General features: G+C 72.5%; 14 protein-coding genes and 2 pseudogenes. 2 read left to right on the forward strand and 14 right to left on the reverse strand.

Annotated elements, in window-relative coordinates; all coding sequences use genetic code 11:
• Positions 1 to 96 precede the first annotated feature (96 nt).
• Entirely contained in the window at positions 97 to 1881 is a 1785-nt protein-coding gene (locus FNH04_RS12195) for an IucA/IucC family protein (protein WP_386574449.1), read from the reverse strand.
• Positions 1878 to 3050 carry an ATP-grasp domain-containing protein gene (locus FNH04_RS12200; protein WP_152783354.1) on the reverse strand — a complete coding sequence of 391 codons (1173 nt, stop codon included), beginning with the start codon at positions 3048 to 3050 and terminating at the stop codon, positions 1878 to 1880. Before FNH04_RS12200 ends, FNH04_RS12195 begins: the two co-directional genes overlap by 4 nt.
• A 101-nt stretch (positions 3051 to 3151) precedes the next feature.
• On the opposite strand from FNH04_RS12200, the gene FNH04_RS12205 reads away from it, so the two are divergent.
• Positions 3152 to 3994, forward strand: a complete 843-nt coding sequence (locus FNH04_RS12205) for a (2Fe-2S)-binding protein (RefSeq protein WP_152783356.1) — start codon at positions 3152 to 3154, stop codon at positions 3992 to 3994.
• A gap of 158 nt (positions 3995 to 4152) precedes the next feature.
• Here FNH04_RS12205 and FNH04_RS12210 read toward each other — a convergent pair whose 3' ends face one another.
• Entirely contained in the window at positions 4153 to 5670 is a 1518-nt protein-coding gene (locus FNH04_RS12210; protein ID WP_152783358.1) for an alpha/beta hydrolase family protein, read from the reverse strand.
• A gap of 111 nt (positions 5671 to 5781) precedes the next feature.
• On the opposite strand from FNH04_RS12210, the gene FNH04_RS12215 reads away from it, so the two are divergent.
• Positions 5782 to 6699, forward strand: coding sequence for a helix-turn-helix domain-containing protein (locus FNH04_RS12215; protein WP_152783361.1), 918 nt, complete (start codon positions 5782 to 5784; stop codon positions 6697 to 6699).
• A 50-nt stretch (positions 6700 to 6749) separates the two neighbouring features.
• Here FNH04_RS12215 and FNH04_RS12220 read toward each other — a convergent pair whose 3' ends face one another.
• The 11 genes and pseudogenes from FNH04_RS12220 to FNH04_RS12270 all read right to left on the reverse strand — a co-directional run bounded on the left by FNH04_RS12220 (position 6750) and on the right by FNH04_RS12270 (position 17590).
• Positions 6750 to 7187 (reverse strand): zinc-binding dehydrogenase, encoded by a 438-nt coding sequence (locus FNH04_RS12220; protein WP_386574670.1) that lies wholly within the window; start codon positions 7185 to 7187, stop codon positions 6750 to 6752.
• A gap of 123 nt (positions 7188 to 7310) precedes the next feature.
• A pseudogene (locus FNH04_RS12225) lies at positions 7311 to 8036 on the reverse strand (alcohol dehydrogenase catalytic domain-containing protein); the annotation flags it as partial.
• A gap of 62 nt (positions 8037 to 8098) precedes the next feature.
• A pseudogene (locus tag FNH04_RS12230) lies at positions 8099 to 8961 on the reverse strand (3-hydroxybutyryl-CoA dehydrogenase).
• Positions 8958 to 10244 (reverse strand): NAD(P)/FAD-dependent oxidoreductase, encoded by a 1287-nt coding sequence (locus FNH04_RS12235; RefSeq protein ID WP_152783363.1) that lies wholly within the window; start codon positions 10242 to 10244, stop codon positions 8958 to 8960. Before FNH04_RS12235 ends, FNH04_RS12230 begins: the two are co-directional and overlap by 4 nt.
• Positions 10241 to 10564, reverse strand: a complete 324-nt coding sequence (locus FNH04_RS12240) for a 2Fe-2S iron-sulfur cluster-binding protein (protein WP_152783365.1) — start codon at positions 10562 to 10564, stop codon at positions 10241 to 10243. The genes FNH04_RS12235 and FNH04_RS12240 overlap by 4 nt, the downstream gene beginning before the upstream one ends.
• 44 nt (positions 10565 to 10608) lie before the next feature.
• The gene (locus tag FNH04_RS12245; protein ID WP_152783367.1) at positions 10609 to 11727 is read right to left on the reverse strand and encodes an alcohol dehydrogenase catalytic domain-containing protein; all 1119 of its coding nucleotides are present in this window, start codon (positions 11725 to 11727) and stop codon (positions 10609 to 10611) included.
• Positions 11724 to 13343: a class I adenylate-forming enzyme family protein gene (locus FNH04_RS12250; RefSeq protein ID WP_194236644.1), complete on the reverse strand. Its 1620-nt coding sequence runs from the start codon at positions 13341 to 13343 to the stop codon at positions 11724 to 11726. The genes FNH04_RS12245 and FNH04_RS12250 overlap by 4 nt, the downstream gene beginning before the upstream one ends.
• 11 nt (positions 13344 to 13354) lie before the next feature.
• Positions 13355 to 14539 (reverse strand): cytochrome P450, encoded by a 1185-nt coding sequence (locus FNH04_RS48980; protein ID WP_322722954.1) that lies wholly within the window; start codon positions 14537 to 14539, stop codon positions 13355 to 13357.
• 70 nt (positions 14540 to 14609) lie between these two features.
• Positions 14610 to 15779, reverse strand: coding sequence for an acyl-CoA dehydrogenase family protein (locus tag FNH04_RS12260; protein ID WP_152783371.1), 1170 nt, complete (start codon positions 15777 to 15779; stop codon positions 14610 to 14612).
• Positions 15779 to 16318 carry a cupin domain-containing protein gene (locus FNH04_RS12265; protein WP_152783373.1) on the reverse strand — a complete coding sequence of 180 codons (540 nt, stop codon included), beginning with the start codon at positions 16316 to 16318 and terminating at the stop codon, positions 15779 to 15781. Before FNH04_RS12265 ends, FNH04_RS12260 begins: the two co-directional genes overlap by 1 nt.
• Positions 16319 to 16582: 264 nt before the next feature.
• Entirely contained in the window at positions 16583 to 17590 is a 1008-nt protein-coding gene (locus tag FNH04_RS12270; protein ID WP_228031310.1) for an LLM class flavin-dependent oxidoreductase, read from the reverse strand.
• Between the last annotated feature and the right edge of the window lie 40 nt (positions 17591 to 17630).

Genomic DNA, 17630 nt, shown 5'->3' on the forward strand with positions numbered 1-17630 from the left:
GGTGCGAGGGGTGGCGGTCAGCGGGGACATCAGTGGCTCCAGCAGGTGTTCGGGAAGGGGGAACGGGCGTGAGGGCCGTGGCGGGACCAGCGGCGTTCAGGCCGAATCCCCGGGAGAGAGCAGGTAGTTGGGCCCGCTGGTGTAGTGCTTGTTGATGTCGGCCGCGCCCGACCGCTCCTTGCTGAGCAGCGTCCCGGCGCTCACCATCGCCTTCACCGGCAGCCGGGGCGCCTCCAGCACCCGCGCGCGCAGGACGGCTCCGGCTTCGCCGCCCAGCCGTTCCACGGCCTGCGCCAGCCGGTCCCGTACGAGTCGCAGCAGTACCGGCAGCGGGGCGCGGCCCTGCCGGGCGAGCCCGAACGCGTAGGCGCCGGCGCACAGATGGACGGTGATGGTGGTGAACAGGTCGGTGACCGGCCCGTCGTCGGAGCAGAAGGTCCGGGGGTCGTCGAAGGTCCGTGGGTCGTCGCGGTCTCCCTGTCCGCCCAGCCGTACGGCCGACCGTACGGTGTTGATCCGCGGCCCGTCGTTGTCCTTGAGCAGCAGTCGCAGGTCACCCGGGCGGGGCCCCAGGACGAGCGAGATGTTCTGCTGGTGGGACTCCAGCGCGATCCCGTACCCGAAGAGCGTGGTCTGCCAGTCGAAGAGCAGGGTGAGGACCGCGTCCAGCAGGGCGAGCACGTCGCCGCCGTGGAAGCGGTCGGCGAGGTGGTCGATGACCAGTCGCCCGCCGGGCGCCTCGGCGAGCAGCGCGGCCATGGGGACGACGGCCGAGTCGTCGAGACCTTCCGGGTAGCGCCTGCACAGCACGGCGAGCATCTCGTGCCCGGCGTGCGCGTACACCGTCTCGTCGGCGTGGAGGACCGTCTCCCGGAAGCGGGGTTCACGGTCGATCACCGCCTCCAGCAGCCGCTGCCCCGCCGCGCCGTCGACGAGGGTGCCGGGTTTGATGGAGCGTTTGTTGCGCAGGCCCAGTGTGGCGGTGGGCAGCGGGAGCTTGAGGTGCAGGGACGGGTGGGCCACCGGGGCGACCGTGCGTGTCGACAGGGTGGGGACGACGTCGAGGCACGCCCGGTCGGCGAGTAACGCACGGCCGGTCAGCCCCGTGGCGTGGAGCGCGGCGTCGAGGGGCGCGCCGACGGTCAGCGGATGGACGGGCAGGGCGGTGTGGGTGCGGTCGAGCCCGGCGGCCAGGCCGAGAGCGGCGGGCGTGGGCCAGTGTTCCGGCAGCCTCCCGGCCGCGGTGAGCGCGTCCTTCGGCACGGCGAGCCAGCGCAAGGGGAAGCGCGGGTGGAACTCGGGTGTGTACGCGCGGAGTTGGGCCTCCGTGAGTCCCGCACGGCCGCGCGCGGTCGGGTAGACGGGGTGGTCGAGACGTGCGGCGAGCGTGTCGTGGGCCAGGCCTGCGGCCGGGCCGGTCCACCGGGCGGGGTCGGCACCGTAGCGGCCGGCGAGCCCGGCGTGTACCCGCTCCGCCGTGTGGCGGTGCAGTCGCATCGTGGCCAGCGTCTGGCGGCACTCCTCGGCGAGCGCGCCGAAGCCGTCGCGGTCGGCGGGGTCGGAGAGGGCGCGCAGTGCGGCGAGGACGGTCTCGTACGTCGTCGCCCCGGTGCCGTCCGACTCCCGTACGAGCAGGGGGAGTCGGGCTGCGTACGCGCACTGGAAGCCGTCCTCGGTGACCGGCAGCAGCAGGGCGTCGTCCTCGGTGGGGAGCCGGAGCCAGGGACCGTCGGGCCGGTGGACGAGGGTGCTGCGGGTCCGCAGGCCGACGACGTCCTCGCGGAGCAGGGCGCTGAGCACCCGCGTGAGCAGTTCGGCCTCGACGGGGTCGCCGGGCCGGGCCGCCACTGACGTCGCCGGCGTCGTGGACAGGGTCGTCACGGCTGGATCTCCCAGCTCAGCGCCGCGAGGAACTCGGCCGCCACCCGGTCCACCGCCGCCTGGTCGGTGCCCACGGCCCGCAGGACGCCCAGGTAGTCGCGGTTGGTGCGGTAGAGGTCGTGGCGCTCGCCGGGGGGACGCAGCGGACGGTACGTCAGGTGTACGCCGTCCGCGACGAGTTCGGTGGCGGCGGGTGCGGCGACGAGGGTCCCTGCCCGGTCGGCGCACGGGTAGTCCAGGCGGGCCGCTCCGTCGCGCCGGGCGCCCAGGTCCGCGGGCAGCGGCTCACCCAGGTGCGTGCTCAGGATGTGCTCGAAGAGCGGGATGTCCAGGAGCCGGGCGAGCAGCAGATCGCACTGGTCGCCGACGGCACGGTAGTTGACCTCGATCAGGCGCGCCCGGCCCTCGTGCACCACGAACTCGGTGTGGCAGGCGCCGAACCCGACGCCGAGCGCGTCGAGTTGGGCCAGCACCTGTTCGACGACCGGCTCGGGGTGGGCCGGGGCGAACGTCATCCGCTGCTCGATGAAGTACGGCGGCGGGGACAGCTCGGTCCGGAAACCACCGAGAACATGGCGGACCCGGCCGTCACCGAGGGTCTCCAGCGTGTGGAGCTCACCGGGCAGGTACTCCTCGACGACCAGCGCGGCTCCGGGGCGGCGGGCCAGGATCTCCTTGCTGTGCGCGACCAGTTCCTCGGGCCCGTCGGCCAGGACGACGTCCTCGCTGGCCACGCCCTCCCGGGGCTTGACGACGCACGGGTACGGCGCGTCGAGGGCGGCGGGCTCGGTGAGTTCGGCCGACCAGACGGTGTCGGCACCCGTGGCGGCGAGACGGCGGCGCATCTCGGCCTTGTCCTTGGTGCGCAGGGCGGCGCGCCAGTCCTTGGCGGGGAGGCCGAAGTAGTGGGCGGCCAGGGCGGCCTGGGTCTGGAGGTGGTCGCTGTTGGTGAAGACGGCGTCCGGTGTGCGGTGTGTGGAGATCCGCGTGACGACGGCACGGAAGTCGCGTACGTCGCAGTCCAGGACCTCCGCGTCCGGGTGGGTGCGGCGGTGCGCGTCGGGCTGGTCGGTGAGGACGGTGACGTCGAGACCGAGCCGGGCCGCGGCCGGCAGGAAGCCCTCGGTGACGGAGTCGGTGGGGTTGAGGGCGAGCAGGTACAGACGCATCAGTGGCGTACAACCTCCCTTTGGTCATCAGCACGGCGATCTTGAGACTAAGGTAAGGCTTACCTTGTTCACCAATCAGCCCCTCACTCTCGGGAGTTCCGATGACCGTGGCCCTGGACCTCGCGCCGGCAGACACCCACACGGACGCGCCCGGACTCCTCACCTCCGCGTACCGACGCCTGGTCTCCCTCTGCGAGGCGCTGGAGGTGCGCGTCACGGAGCCCCGTCGGATGCACGTCGTCGGTGACTGCTTGACGGAGAGCCAGGACGCGGTCGAGGCGTTCGTCGCCGCCGAGGCCGCCCGCATCAGGGAGAACCACGGCCACACCGCGCCCCGCCATGTCGCCGCCTCGCGCGCACTGCACGACTACGCCTGGTCGGTGGGCCTGCTGATGAGCGGTGTCTGGTACCTGGGGCGGAGGGTGCCGCGCATCGTGCCCGAGGACATACGGGTCGACCTCGCCTCCGGGGCGTTCGTGCTCACGCCGGGCTCACACCTCACCTGCCTCCCGGACGACCCGGCGACCGCGCTGCCCGGCGTGCGCACCGTGGTGCGAGAGGAGGATCTGCGGGCCGAGTTGAGGGACGCGGTCGCCGATCACATGCGTCCGGTGCTGGCCGCGATCGGCCCGTACACCCGGCGCGGTTCGCGTGCCCTGTGGGGCCTGGTCGCCGACGACCTGGTCTCGGGCATCTGGCACCTCGGCCGTGTGCTCGGCGAGGAGGCCGCCGCCGTACGGGCCGCTTCCGACGTACTGCCCTCGCCCGTGGCGCCCTACCCGGGTGGCGCCGGCTTTCGCACCCTGCGCACCGCCGACGGCCAGGAACACCCGACCCGCACCCGTCTGGGCTGCTGCATGTACTACACGATCCGCCCGGACGACGCCTGCTCCACCTGCCCGCGGACCTGCGACGCGGAGCGGCTGCGGCGGCTCGGCGGGTGAGCCGCGCGATGGGCCGGTTCCGGGGCCCGGCCCCTCCGACGTCGTACTCCCCGCGGGTCGCTCACCAAACCGCGATCGATCTCGTACACGCGACCACGCGCGGACCGTCCTGCCACGCAGACCTTCCTGCCGCGCGGCCGGTCGGTCGCGGCGGCCGGTCAGTCGCGCAGGTGGGCCAGGACGCTCCGCATCGCGCGTTCCACCGCGCGGCGCGACTGCTCGGTGTGGTCGATGGTGTCGAACCCGTGGTGCCCGTCCGGCACGTCGATCACCTCGACCTCGGCCCCGCACGCCTTGGTGACGGCCAGGAACTCCTCGACCGTGGCGGCGATCTCGGCGTTCTCCAGCCCCACCCGGGTCAGCACGATCGGCAGCCGTCCCGCGGCCTGCACCGCGGCGGAGGGGCGGAAGCGGGGATCCGGGGCCGGCCAGCCGGGCAGGGGCGCGAGGACGGGATAGGTCGCCGCCACGCACCGCAGCCACGACGGGGGCTCGGCAAGGACGTCCGAGAGCAACAGCCCTCCGCCGGAGAAGTACCACAGCGCGATGCGCTCCGAGTCGACGCGCGGGTCGGCCCTGAGCAGTGCGACGGCTTCGGCGACGTCCTCGGCGGCACGCCCGTAGTCGTCGAAGCCGTGCAGCCGGTGGTCGAGGGTCACGCCGACCACGCCCAGGCTCGCGGCGTACCGGCCGTAGCCGACGAAGCCCGGCCAGTCGCGTGGGGTGGGCCGTAGGTCGTCGGGGACCGGGCCACCGTGCACGAACAGCACGGCCGGACGGGGCCCCTCCGCCCCGGCGGGGTCGTCGGGGACGTAGAGGTCCAGCCGTCCGACCCGCTCGCGAGGCAGCTCCGGTACGTCCAGCACGAAGGGCCGGAGATACGAAGGCACCTTGCCGGTCCCGGTGATCCGCTGCCCCTCACCCGCCGCGGCCCGGATCAGCACCTCGGTCAGCTCGCCGGGGCAGGAGAGCATCGGCCAGTGCCCTGTGGCGAGTTCGAAGAAGCTCACCTCGGGGTCGGCCAGGGCCTGGAACTGCGGCAGCCCGCCGGCGACCATGTCCTCGACCAGGGCGATGTTCAGGCCGCTCCCGGTGCACAGGACGCCGGTGGTGGGCAGTGCGGCGGCCGCGCCCGAGAGCGTGAGGGGTTGGGTGAGCGTGCGCGCCGGCTGCGGGGCGGCGAGGCGGCTCATCCGGGCGAGTGCCTCGTCATCGAGGCCCGTGGTGCTGCCCCAGCGCCGCCACTCGCCGGACACGGGCGCGGGGATCCGCCAGTCGTCCCCCACCTGCCCGGACGGGTCGAGCAACTGGTGGCGGACCTCCTGGTCGGGCACCAGCCGGAGGGCCGGGTCGCCGTCCTGGGGCATGCCCGCGTCCAGGTACACGATCCGCGAGATCCGCTCCGGGCGGCGATCGGCGGCGCCCAGCACCGGGTGGATGCCGTAGTCGTGACCGACGATCACCACCTCGGGCGCGTCCACGCCGTCGACCACCCGCACCACGTCCTCGATGTGCGTCTCCAGATCCGTGCCAGTTACCGACTCGTCGCGGCGGTCCTCCATCCCCGTGAGGGTCGTCGCGTGCACCTCGGCACCCGACTCGCGCAGCCTGTCGGCCACCTCCTGCCAGATCCAGCCGCCGGTGAAGCAGCCCGACACCAGTACGAACGCCGTCATGATCGTCTCCTCGCGCATCCCGGTCGCGCGGGCGGTCCGAGGGGCCGTCCGCGCTCGCCGGTACGGTAGGAACTCCCCCAGAGGGAGGTTCAAGTGGTGCCATCGGACGGCATGTTGAGCATCGGAGAGCTCGCCGAGCACGCGGGTGTCACGGTGAAGACCGTTCGCTTCTACTCCGATCGCGGCCTGCTGCCCGAGGCCGCCCGCAGTACCGGGGGCCACCGCCGGTACGGGCCCGAGGCGGTCGAACGGCTCCGCCTGATCCGCTCGCTGCGCGCCCTCGACCTGCCGGTCACCGACATCGACCGGGCCCTCGACCGGGAGGACGCGCTGGATGACGTCATCGCCGGGCAGCTGGAGGAGCTGGGCTCCCGGTTGGCCGCCCTGCGCTGGCGCCAGGCCGCGCTGCGCCTGCTGCGGGACTGCACGCCCGAGGAGCGCGCCGACCGGCTGCGGCTGATCGGCGCGTTCCCCGGTGGTGCGGTCCCTCCGGGCACGGCCGCGCTGGCCCGTTACTGGCGGCGGGTGCTGCCCTTACGGCTCCCTGCCCGGCAGGTCTCGTGGATCATCGACGCCGCCGTGCCGCAGCCGCCCGCGGACCCCACCCCGGCCCAGGTGCTGGCCTTCGCCCGGCTGCACGCCCTCGCCACGGCCCCCTGTCCCCCGGGCCACGACTCGCGGCCCCCGCCTCCGGAGCGGGATCCGGAGTACCGCCCGAGCGTGCTCTACGACGGCCTCGGCGAGGCCTACCAGCTGGCTGCGCCGGCCCTGCGCGCCGGACGGTCACCGCACGAGGGTGAGGCACTCGACTGCTTCGTCTCCGCCTACGCCCATGCCCACGGCGCCCGGGACACCCCCACCTTCCGCCGCCGGCTGAGCCTCCGCCTCGACCGGTCCGCCCACCCGGTGATGGAGCGCTACTGGCAACTCGCGGGCGAACTCGCCACCCCGCAGGACCCCACCCTCGGCGCCGCCCAGGAGTGGCTCCGCGCCGCGCTGGACGCCGGCGTCCCCGGGCGGCGCGTCTAGGTCATCGCGTGTGCCGGACGTGACCAGGTGCTCGATACGGGCGCCCGCCGTCAGAAGACCACCACCGAGCGCAGGACGTCACCGTGGTGCATCCGCTCGAAGGCCTGCTCCACCTGCTCCAGGGCGATGGTCTCGGTGACGAAGGCGTCCAGGTCCAGACGTCCCTGGCGGTACAGGTCGATCAGCATTGGGAAGTCCCGGGAGGGCAGGCAGTCGCCGTACCAGCTCGACTTCAGCGCTCCGCCTCGGCCGAAGACGTCCAGCAGGGGGAGCTCGAGTTTCATCTCCGGGGTCGGCACACCGACCAGGACGACCGTGCCCGCCAGGTCGCGGGCGTAGAAGGCCTGCCGGTACGTCTCCGGGCGGCCCACGGCGTCGATGACCACGTCCGCGCCGAAGCCGCCGGTCAGAGCCTGTGTCATATCCCCGGTCGGATCAGCGCGCGGCGTCTGGTGCGTGCGATCGCAAGGCGCCGGAGCGCCCTCGATGGGGGTCCCCCCGCTCGAGCGAAGCCGAGAGTGGGGGAGGAGTCACGTGGGCGTTTCGGCAACGCGGCGAGTGTGCGTGCCAGGCGTCGCGCGCCCGGCCGGGGATATGACACAGGCTCTCAGCTCGCGGATCGCCTCCACCGCGTCCGTCGCACGGGAGTTGACCGTGTGGGTCGCGCCCAGGGAGGTCGCGGTCGCGAGCTTGCGGTCGTCGATGTCCACCGCGATGATCCTCGCCGCCCCGGCGACCCGGGCGCCCGTGATCGCGGCGCCGCCGACACCACCGCAGCCGATCACGGCCACGCTGTCCCCGCGTCCGACGTTGCCTGTGTTGATGGCGGCGCCGATGCCGGCCATCACCCCGCAGCCCAGCAGACCCGCGGCCGCGGGCGACGCGGCCGGGTCCACCTTGGTTCACTGACCGGCCGCCACCAGGGTCTTCTCGGCGAACGCGCCGATCCCGAGGGCCGGGGTGAGCTCGGTGCCGTCCAGCAGCGTCATCCTCTGCCGGGCGTTGTGGGTGTGGAAGCAGTACCAGGAGCGCCCACGCCGACAGGCACGGCAAGTGCCGCACACCGCACGCCAGTTGAGGATCACGAAGTCCCCCGGCGCCACATCGGTCACCCCCTCTCCCACCGACTCGACGACCCCGGCCGCCTCGTGACCGAGCAGGAACGGGAATTCGTCGTTGATGCCGCCCTCGCGGTAGTGCAGGTCGGTGTGGCACACCCCGCACGCCCGCACCTTCACCACGGCCTCGCCCGGCCCGGGGTCCGGCACCACGATCGTCTCGAGCCGTACCGCGTCACCCTTGCCGACGGCGACCACGCCTTGGACCTGCTGGGACATGCTGAAGCCTTCCTTCACGAGGGTTTGCCGGCGTTTCGCCGTCGAGCAGTGCTGAGTCGGTGTCAGGAGGCCGGATAGGTGTACAACCCCTGGCCCGACTTCCGGCCGAGATGTCCCGCGGCGACCATGCGGCGCAGCAACGGCGGTGGCGCGTGGAGCGGTTCGGCGTACTCCTGGTGGAGGGACTCGGCGATGGCCTGGGCGGTGTCGAGGCCGATCAGGTCCAGCAGCCGCAGGGGGCCCATGGGGTGCGCGCAGCCGAGTTCCATGCCCTTGTCGATGTCCTCGGCGGTGGCCGTACCGGCCTGGACCATCCGGACGGCCGCGAGGAGGTAGGGGACGAGCAGGGCGTTGACGATGAAACCGGCCTGGTCGGGCGCCTGGACGGCGGTCTTTCCCAGTTGCTCGACGGCGAAGCGGCGTGTGCGGTCCACGGTGTCGGAGCTGGTGGTGAGGGCGGGGATGATCTCCACCAGGGCCTGTACGGGGACGGGGTTGAAAAAGTGCAGCCCGACGACGCGGTCCGGCCGGCCGGTGGCGGTCGCGAGGTCGGTCAGGGGGATGGAGGAGGTGTTGCTGGCGAGGACGGCGTCGGTGCCGGTGAGGACCTTGTCCATGTCCCTGAAGAGCGAACGCTTCAGCTCGCGGTCCTCCGCCGTCGCCTCGATGACGAGCTCGCGGTCGGCGAGGTCCGCGAGGTCCTTGGTGTACGTCAGCCGGGCCAGGGCGTGGTCGCGTTCGGTGTCCGTGAGCCTGCCTCGGCGCACCGCCCGGTGCAGGGACGCCTCGATACGGCGTCCTGCCTCCACGGCTGTCCGGTTGATCTCGCACACCAGGACGTCGAGCCCCCGCCTGGCCGCCGTCTCGGCGATGCCGGAGCCATGAGCCCGCAGCCGAGGACGCCGACGCGGGAGATCGTAGTCATGCGGGAGCCCTTCGCTCGGAGTCGGTCGCCCGTGCCATGTGGGCCCGCGCGCTGAACTCGGGGCCGGCGACGTCCTCGGGGGTGACGGTGACCCCGGAGGCCAGCAGCCGCCGGGCCGCCATGTGGTCGGCGGGCCGGTTCACGGACTCGACCGCCACCAGGGACGATCCGCGGAAGCAGTACACCGAGAGGCCCTGGGTCCGCTCGTCCTTCCGTACGACCGTGTGGTCGTGTCCGGTGGCCAGGCCGGCGATCTGGAGTCTGAGGTCTCCCTGGTAGCTCCAGAACCAGGGCAGCGCGTCGTACGGGCGCGCTGCCCCGGTGAGCCGGGCGGCCAGACAGCGGGCCTGGTCGGCGGCGTTCTGGACGGACTCCAGACGGATCCTGCCCCCGCCACGCGGGTCGGGGAAGGCGGCGCAGTCCCCGATCGCGGAGATGTGCGGATCCTCCGTCGCGAGGTACTCGTCCACGACGATGCCGTTGTCCGTGTCCAGCCCCGCCAGGGCGGCGAGTTCGGTGTTGGGCAGGACTCCGACGCCGGTGACCACCAGGTCGGCCGGGATCGTGGTTCCGTCCGCCGTGCGTACGCCGGTCACCCGGCCGTCGCGGCCCACGAGTTCGGTGGGGGCGGTGCCCATCAGGAGCCGAGTGCCGCGCAGACCGTGCTGCTCCGCGAAGTGTGCGGCGGTGGGCGCGGACACGGCCCGGCCCATCACCTGCTCGGCGATGTCGAGCACCACGGGGTTCAGACCGGCGGCCCGACACGCGGCGGCGAACTCCAGGCCGATGAACCCGGCTCCGATGACCACCACGTCCCGTGCCGACTCCAGACGCCGGCACAGCTCCTGGGCGTCGTCGAGGGTGCGGAGGCCCACCACCCCCTCCAGTCGGCCGCCCGGCACCGGCAGCGGACGGGGCCGGGCGCCCGTGGCGAGCACCAGATGCCCGTACGGGAGGACGGTGCCGTCGTCGAGCGTCAGTACCCGTCCGCTCCGGTCGAGCTCCACGGCACGGCGGCCGACGAGCAGACGGATGCCCCGGTCCTCGTAGAAGCGGTCCCCGCGCAGCGCGAGTTCCGCATCGGGAAGCTTCCCCGCGAGGTACTCCTTGGACAACGGCGGTCTCTGGTACGGCGGTCGGGGTTCCTCACCGACCAGGATGACCGGATCGTCGTAGCCCGCCTCACGCAGCGATTCGGCGACCTGGACGCCTGCCTGGCCGGCGCCCACCACCACGACACCGCCGTGTCCGCCCGCGTCGTTCCCGCCCGCTCCCCGGGTCATGTCTGTGCTCCCGGCACGTGTACCACCAGCTGCTCCACCTGGTCGGTGAGGCTCAACTGGCAGCTCAGTCGGCTGTTGTCGCGCCGTGGCTCGGCCGTGCAGTCGAGGAGTTCGTCCTCGTCGTCGGTCGCGCCGGGGAAGACGCCGTCGGCGCCGTCTCCCGTGTAGACATGGCAGGTCGCGCACATCAGGTTGCCGCCGCACTCGGCGACGATGCCCCGGACGCCGGCCGCGACCGCAGCGCGCATGACGGTGGTGCCGGCCGGCAGGTCGAGCACGGTCTGGGTGCCGTCCTGTTGCACGTAGGTCACCTTGGGCATGGCGAGGTAGTCCTCTCGGAAATGGGGGGACGACAGGGGGTCGGCTAGGCCGTCGCCACCGGGCTGACGATGAAGTTGCTGAAGCCGCCGTTGCGCTGCGCGGTGCCGCTGATGGCCTCGTTCACGCTCTCCAGCGGGAACATCTGGTGCTCGAGCGGGCTCAGGTCGAGCAGGCCGGCCGCGACCATGTCGGCCATCTCCTGGCCCTCACCCGAGGTGAACCACGCCGAGCCGATCAGCCGCAGCTGCTGGTCCATCATGCGGTGGACGTCGATCGGGACGTCCCCGGCGATGGCGCCGATGTTGACCGCGATGCCGCCGCGCGCCATGGCCCGCATGCCCGCGAGGAACGTCTCGTGCGGGGCGCCCGGGCCGAGCGCGTCGATGTAGATGTCGGCGCCGTACCCGCCCGTCTCCGCACGGACCCACTCGTCCAGCGGGCCGTCGTCGAGGGCGTGCAGACGGAAGCGGCCGGGGGCCAGCTTGTCGACCTGCTCCAGCAGACCGCGGTCGCGGCCGGTGCCGTACACGTGCGTGAGTCCCATGGCGGGCGCGAGCAGGGCGGCGGCGATGCCCAGGGTGCCGCTGACGCCGTTGATCAGGATCGTCTTGCCGGGGCCCGCGTCCGCCTTGCGCAGCGCCGAGTACATCGTGCCGATGTAGCCGAAGCGGGCCGCGGCGTTGAAGGAGAGCTCGTCGGGCAGTTTCACCAGTGAGTACGCGGGAGCCACCATGTACTCGGCGAGACCTCCCTGGTAGCGGTCGAGGAGGCCGACGGCGGTCTTCGAGAAGCCGAAGTAGCCCGCGAAGGCGTAGCTGGCGCAGTTGATCGAGTCGCCGCCCCGGCAGGACCGGCAGGACCCGCAGCTGCGGCCCGGGTTGACGTACACCCGGTCGCCCACCTCGAAGGCCTCGACTCCCTCGCCGACCGCGTCGATCACTCCCGCCGGGTCCAGGCCGAAAATCGCGGGCAGGGTCGGGAGGGGGCTGTGCGGGAACCACGTCGTCCACATCGTCAGGATGTTGGCGAGGTTGGGCACGATGTTGACGGCGTGGACGGCCACGCGTACGTCTCCGGGGCCCGGCGTCGGGACGGGGACGTCCTCCAGTCTCATGGGCTCACCGACGTGGTGCATACGGGCTGCGCGCATGGTCGCGGTCATGGTCTCTCCTGGCGGTGCGGTGTGGCGGTCTTCGGGGTGTCGGTGTCGCCGGTGGCGCCGGCTGCGGGCCGGTCGGCGGGGTGGACGCCGGCCTGCTCGGTGAGCGCGCGGCGCTGGAGTTTTCCGGTGGCTCCGCGGGGAAGCGCGGGGACGACGCGGAGTCGCCGCGGCCACTTGTGCCGGGCGAGCCGGCCCTCGAGGTGGGCCCGGATGTCGTCGAGGGCCGGCTCGGGCGCGCTCGCGACCACGAACGCGGTCACGATCTCGCCCCAGACCGGGTCGGGGGATCCGCCGACGGCGACTTCGAGGACGCCCGGCAGATCGGCGAGGGCGTTCTCGACCTCGGCCGGGTCGACGTTCTCTCCCCCGGAGATGATCAGTTCCTTGGCGCGGCCGACGACCTCCAGCCGCCCCTGCGCGTCGTACCGGCCGCGGTCGCCGGTGTGGAACCAGCCGTCGGGGTCGGTGGCGGGACGCAGTCCGCCTGCCGTCCAGTACGACGACGCCACGGACGGTCCGCGCAGCCAGATCTCACCGACGCCGTCGATCGGGGCGCTCGCGCCCTTCTCGTCCACGACGAGCAGTTCGACGTGCGGGACGGGAGGCCCCGCGGAGGTCGTCCGGTCGGCGACCTCACCGAGCGCGGCGTAGGTGACGCCGGCGCTGGACTCCGTCAGCCCGTAGGAGTTGACCACCCGCACACCCCGGCCGAGGAGCCGGGTGGTCGTCGACGACAGCGCGGGCGCGCCGCCGGCCAGTACCCACCGCAGCGAGTTCAGGTCGGGGCTGTCGAAGCGTGCGTGCCGTGCGAGGAGCGACAGCATCGCCGGTACGGCGAAGGCCGCCGTCACTCCGTGCTCGCGGACCAGGTCGATGAACAGGTCCGGGTCGAACCGGGGAGCGAGCACCACGGTCCCCCGCCGTGCCCAGGTGTACTGCGGCAGCCCGCCGAGGACGGCCACGTGGGCCAGCGGCGTCGCCACCAGGGCGACGTCGTCCTCGCCCACGGGAAGGCGGGCCATCCCGTTGACCTGGCTCCAGTAGAGGTTGTCGTGGGTGAGCACCGCGCCCTTGGGCCGTCCGGACGTACCGGAGGTGAACGCGATGATCGCGACGTCGGAGCCCGCCGGGGGATCGGCGACCGGGCTTCCGGCCTCGACCGGGCCTCCGGCCTCGAACGACTGCTCGTCACCGGAGCCGCCTCCGTCGGAGCCGAGCTCACCGGAACGGAGCTCGTCCCACGTCAGGCGGAGACTCGTCCCGAGAGGCAGTCCCTCCAGGAATCCCCGGTCGGCGACGATCGCGCGCGGCGCGGTCTCCTCGAGGATCACGGCGAGTTCGTGTCCCGTCATCTGCGGGTGGACGGGCACCAGGGCCGCGCCCATCCGTGTCACGGCGAACATCGTGACGAGTGCCTCGGGCCGGGCCTCGCCGCGCATGACCACGCGGTCGCCCCTGCGCACCCCGCGGTCGGCGAGGCGGGCGAGCGTACGGCGGATCGCCAGGTCCAGCTCCGCGTACGTCCAGGAGCGGTCCTCGAAGACGAGGGCGACCCGGGAGCCGGCCTCGGCCGCGTTCGCGACCAGCCGGGCACCGAACCAGTTGTTCTCGGGCAACGTCGTCGCTCCTATTTCTTCCAGCGGACCGGGAGGTTCAGCAGCCCGCGGAAGACCCATCCACCGGTTTCGACCGCCCGGTCCGGGTCGAGCTCGAGGCCGGGCAGCCGCCGGAACAGGGTGGGCCAGGCGATCTCTCCGACCTCGTGGCGCGCGACCCAGGTGCCCATGCAGAAGTGGGGTCCCCCGCCGAAGGCGAGGTGGTTGCGCTGCGCGCGGTGGATGTCGAAGCGGTCGGGCTCGGGGAAGACCTCCTCGTCCCGGTTGGCGGCGCCGATGACCAGGGCGACCCGGGAGCCGGCCGGGATACGGGTGCCGCTGAGCTCCAGGTCCTCGGTGGTCTGGCGGGGGTACATGCCGATGGGCGAGATCCAGCGGACCGTCTCCTCGAAGACGTTGCGCCACAGGGCCGGGTCGGCCTCGACGTCGGCGCGCTGTCCGGGGTGGGTGAGCAGGGCCCAGACGCCGGCGGTCAGCACGTCGCGGGGTTCGTTGATCCCGCCGCCGATGATGACCTTGATGTTGTTCCTGATCTGCTGGAGCGTCGGCGGGTCCTCGGCGTGCAGCATCGAGGAGATCACCGAGCCGTCCGGCTCGTCGCGCAGCCGCCGTACGGCCTCGTCGACGGCTTCCTCGACGGCGCCCGCCGCCGCGAGGGCGCGGTCCCACACCTCGGGGATGTCGGCGTAGTTGCTGTTGCCGTCCATCATGTCCTGCGACCAGCGGATCATGTCCGCGGCCGGGACCTGCGGAATCCCGAGCAGATGCGCCAGGTTGGCGGCGGCGAAGGGCCCCGCGAAGTCGGCGAACAGGTCGGCCTCGCCCTTGTCGGCGAAGGAGTCGATCAGTTCGTCGGCGGTGCGCTGGAAGATCGGGCTCCAGTCGCCCCGTACCCGGCGGGGCCGGGCGGGCGGCTCGGCGGCGGCCCGCAGTCTCCGGTGCTCGGGGTCGTCCTCGCGGAGCATGTTGGCGCCCATGACCCGCAGGACGAGGGAGTCCTTCTCTCGGGAGCTGAAGAGTTCCGGGTGCTGCTCGGCGAAGACGACGTCCGCGTGCTTGGTGATCAGATAGCGGCCGGCGGCGGGCACCCAGGCCACGGGGGCCTCGTGGCGGAGCCTGCGGTAGATGGGGTAGGGGTCGTCCCAGAGGTCCTCGAGACGGATGTCCCGCGCGAAATCGTATCCGTGGGTGGTCACGGCGCTCGCCTCCCGTGGTGTCGTGCGTGACTCCCCGGGCGGGCCGCCCGTGAGCGGCCCGCCCGAGGCGTTAGCGGTACGCCGCGAGGCCCGTGACGGACTCTCCGACGACCAGGGTGTGGATCTCCTCGGTGCCCTCGTAGGTGAGCACCGTCTCCAGGTTGTTGGCGTGCCGCAGCACCGGATACTCGGTGGTGATGCCGTTGGCGCCGAGTACGGTGCGGGCCGAGCGCGCGATGTCGAGAGCGGCGCGGACGTTGGCGAGCTTGCCGAGGCTGACCTGCTCCGGGCGCAGCTTCCCGTTGTCCTTGAGCCTGCTCAGACGCAGGGCGAGCAGCTGGGAGTGCGCGAGGTCGACCTGCATGCGGGCCAGCTTCCCCTGGGTGAACTGGAAGCCGCCGATCGGCCGGCCGAACTGCTCACGGGTGGTGGAGTACTCCAGGGCCGACAGGTAGCAGGTGCGGGCCGCGCCGACGACACCGCACAGGATGCCGAAGCGCGCCTCGGACAGGCAGGACAGCGGTCCGCGCAGCCCGGTCACGCCCGGGAGCACCGCCGAGGCGGGCAGGCGTACGTCCTCCAGGTGGAGCTCGGCGGTGACGGAGGCGCGCAGCGACAGCTTCCGGTGGATCTCGCTGGTGGTGAAGCCGGGCGTGTCCCTGGGGACGAGGAAGCCGCGGATGCCTTCCTCGGTGCGGGCCCAGACGACGGCCACGTCGGCGACCGAGCCGTTGGTGATCCACGTCTTGGTGCCGTTGAGGATCCAGTCCTCACCGTCGCGCTTGGCGACGGTGCGCATACCGCCCGGGTCGGAGCCCTGGTCGGGTTCGGTGAGCCCGAAACAGCCGATCGCCTCACCGGACGCGAGCTTCGGCAGCCACTGAAGCTTCTGCTCCTCCGAGCCGTAGCGGTGGATGGGGAACATCACGAGGGAGCCCTGCACGGAGACGAAACTGCGCAGTCCCGAGTCGGCGGCCTCCAGCTCGCGGCAGGCCACGCCGTACGCGGTGGCGTCGGCCCCGGCACAGCCGTAGCCCTCCAGGTGCATGCCCAGCAGACCCAACTTGCCGAGTTCCGGGGCGAGTTCGGAGGTCGGGAAGGTGCCCGACTCGAACCAGTCGGCCACGTGGTCGGTCACCCGGTCACGGACGAAGGCGCTGACGGTGTCACGGATGAGCCGTTCGACCTCGTCGAGCTCGTCGTCGAGCTCGAGGGCGTCGGCGGGGTCGAGGTGCGGCATCAGGAGGTCCTCCGGGCGCCGATGAGGACGAAGAGCGCGACGGCGGGGGCGTCCGAGCGGTTGCGCCAGGCGTGGCGGGTGCCGTTCTGGACGACGATGTCGCCCGGGGCGAGTGTGGTCTCGTTGCCCGCGTCGAGTTCGAGGACTATCTCGCCCTGGAGCAGGACGCCGTAGTCGACGGTGTCGGTGGTGTGCATGCCGGGGGCGTCCGGCTCGAAGAGCTCGGCGAGGCCGGGGCTGGTCTCCAGGCGTTCGGCGACGGCCGCGGCCGGGTCGAAGTCCTCGCTCATGTAGACCGTGTCCGGCGGGATGACGAGGTGGATCAGCCGGGTCTCGCCGGGTGCGGGGACATAGGAGGCGACCTCGGGCGTCGGGTCGGTGCCGTCGAAGGGCACGACGGGCTCGGCGGGGGTCGACCAGACCAGGGCGCCTGAGAAGCCCGGCGTGTGCTTGAGGTCGTAGTGGCGGGGTGCGGGCCCGTCCTGGACGACGGCCGCCTGGCCGTGCTCGTTCAGGCCGGTGACGATTCTGCGGGGCATGGTGGGTGCTCCTCGATGCGGGTGGTGCGGGCGCGGGTGGTGCGGGGGTGCCGACTGGGGCCTTTCGGGCGCGGGGGCTGGTCCGTAGTCAGGGACCGGGACGCGGGTGCTCGGAGACTGTGACGCGGACGCACAGAGCCCGTGACAAGGACGGTCAAAAACCGTGACGCAGTCGCTCAGAGACCGTGACGCTGACGCTCAGAGACCGTGACGCGGACGCTCAGAGACCGTGACGCGGACGCTCAGAGACCGTGACGCGGACGGTCAGAGCCCGGCGGCCGCCGCGAAGGCGCGCAGCTCCCGTGAGATGTCGGGGCCGGCCGGCTGGTAGGCGACCGTCGTCGCGCCGGACTGCTCCAGATGCTCGAGCCGCTCGCGTATCTGCTGCGGGGCACCGGTGGCGGTGGCGGACTCGATCACTTTCGGGGTGATGAAGGGACGCTCCTCGGGGGTCACCCCGATCAGGTGCTCGCGGTGCGTCTCGATGTGGCGGCGTTCCTCGGGTACGGAGGCCAGCCAGGCCTGATAGCCGCGTACCTCGTCGGTGCCGGCGAGCGGGCCGTACTCGCCGAGATGCAGGGCCAGAGCGGCACCGGGACCCGCGGCGTCCACGACACGGGGGCTGGAGAGCTCCTCGCCCTCGCCCAGCACCGTGCCGTACGAGGTCACGACGCACCGCCCCTCGAAGGGGATCGGATCGGAGCTGTGGCTCGGGTTGGTGACCACGCCGTCCGCGACCCGGGACGCGACGGCGAAGCCCTTGGGGCCGTGCGCGGCGGCGAGGACCGGGACGTCCGTGACGGGGGCGAGCCCCGAGTGGCCGGGGAACGTCAGGGCGATCCTGGCGCCCTCCCAGTCGATCTCCTCGCCCGCCATCAGGGCGCGCAGGGCCAGGATGTACTCCTCGACCTCCGCCCAGCGGGAGCCCCTGCGGCCCAGCAGGGCGGCGCTGGTGAAGCCGGCACCGACCACGACGTCCACGCGGCCCGGTGCGAGTGCCGCGAGCGTCACCGCGCCGGAGGCGTTGTCGACGAGGTGGCGCAGCTTCGGGGTGACCACGGCGACCCCCAACCGGATCCGCGCGGTGCGGTCCGCGGCCCGGCCCAGGGTCATCCAGGCGTTCGCGAACAGGGACGGCGAGTCGTACACGTAGGCGTAGCCGTAGCCGAGGCGTTCGGCTTCCGCGATGTGGTCCGGGGTGTGGGTGGTTGGCGCGAACAGGCAGCCGATGTCCATCGTTCCTCGCAGCGGGTGCGGGGCGTCATTGCCCATGAGGCGGAACAGGTTGGGGAGAACGTAAGCGTCAGGGTTC

This window comes from Streptomyces phyllanthi (assembly GCF_009377205.1).
Lineage (GTDB): Bacteria > Actinomycetota > Actinomycetes > Streptomycetales > Streptomycetaceae > Streptomyces > Streptomyces phyllanthi.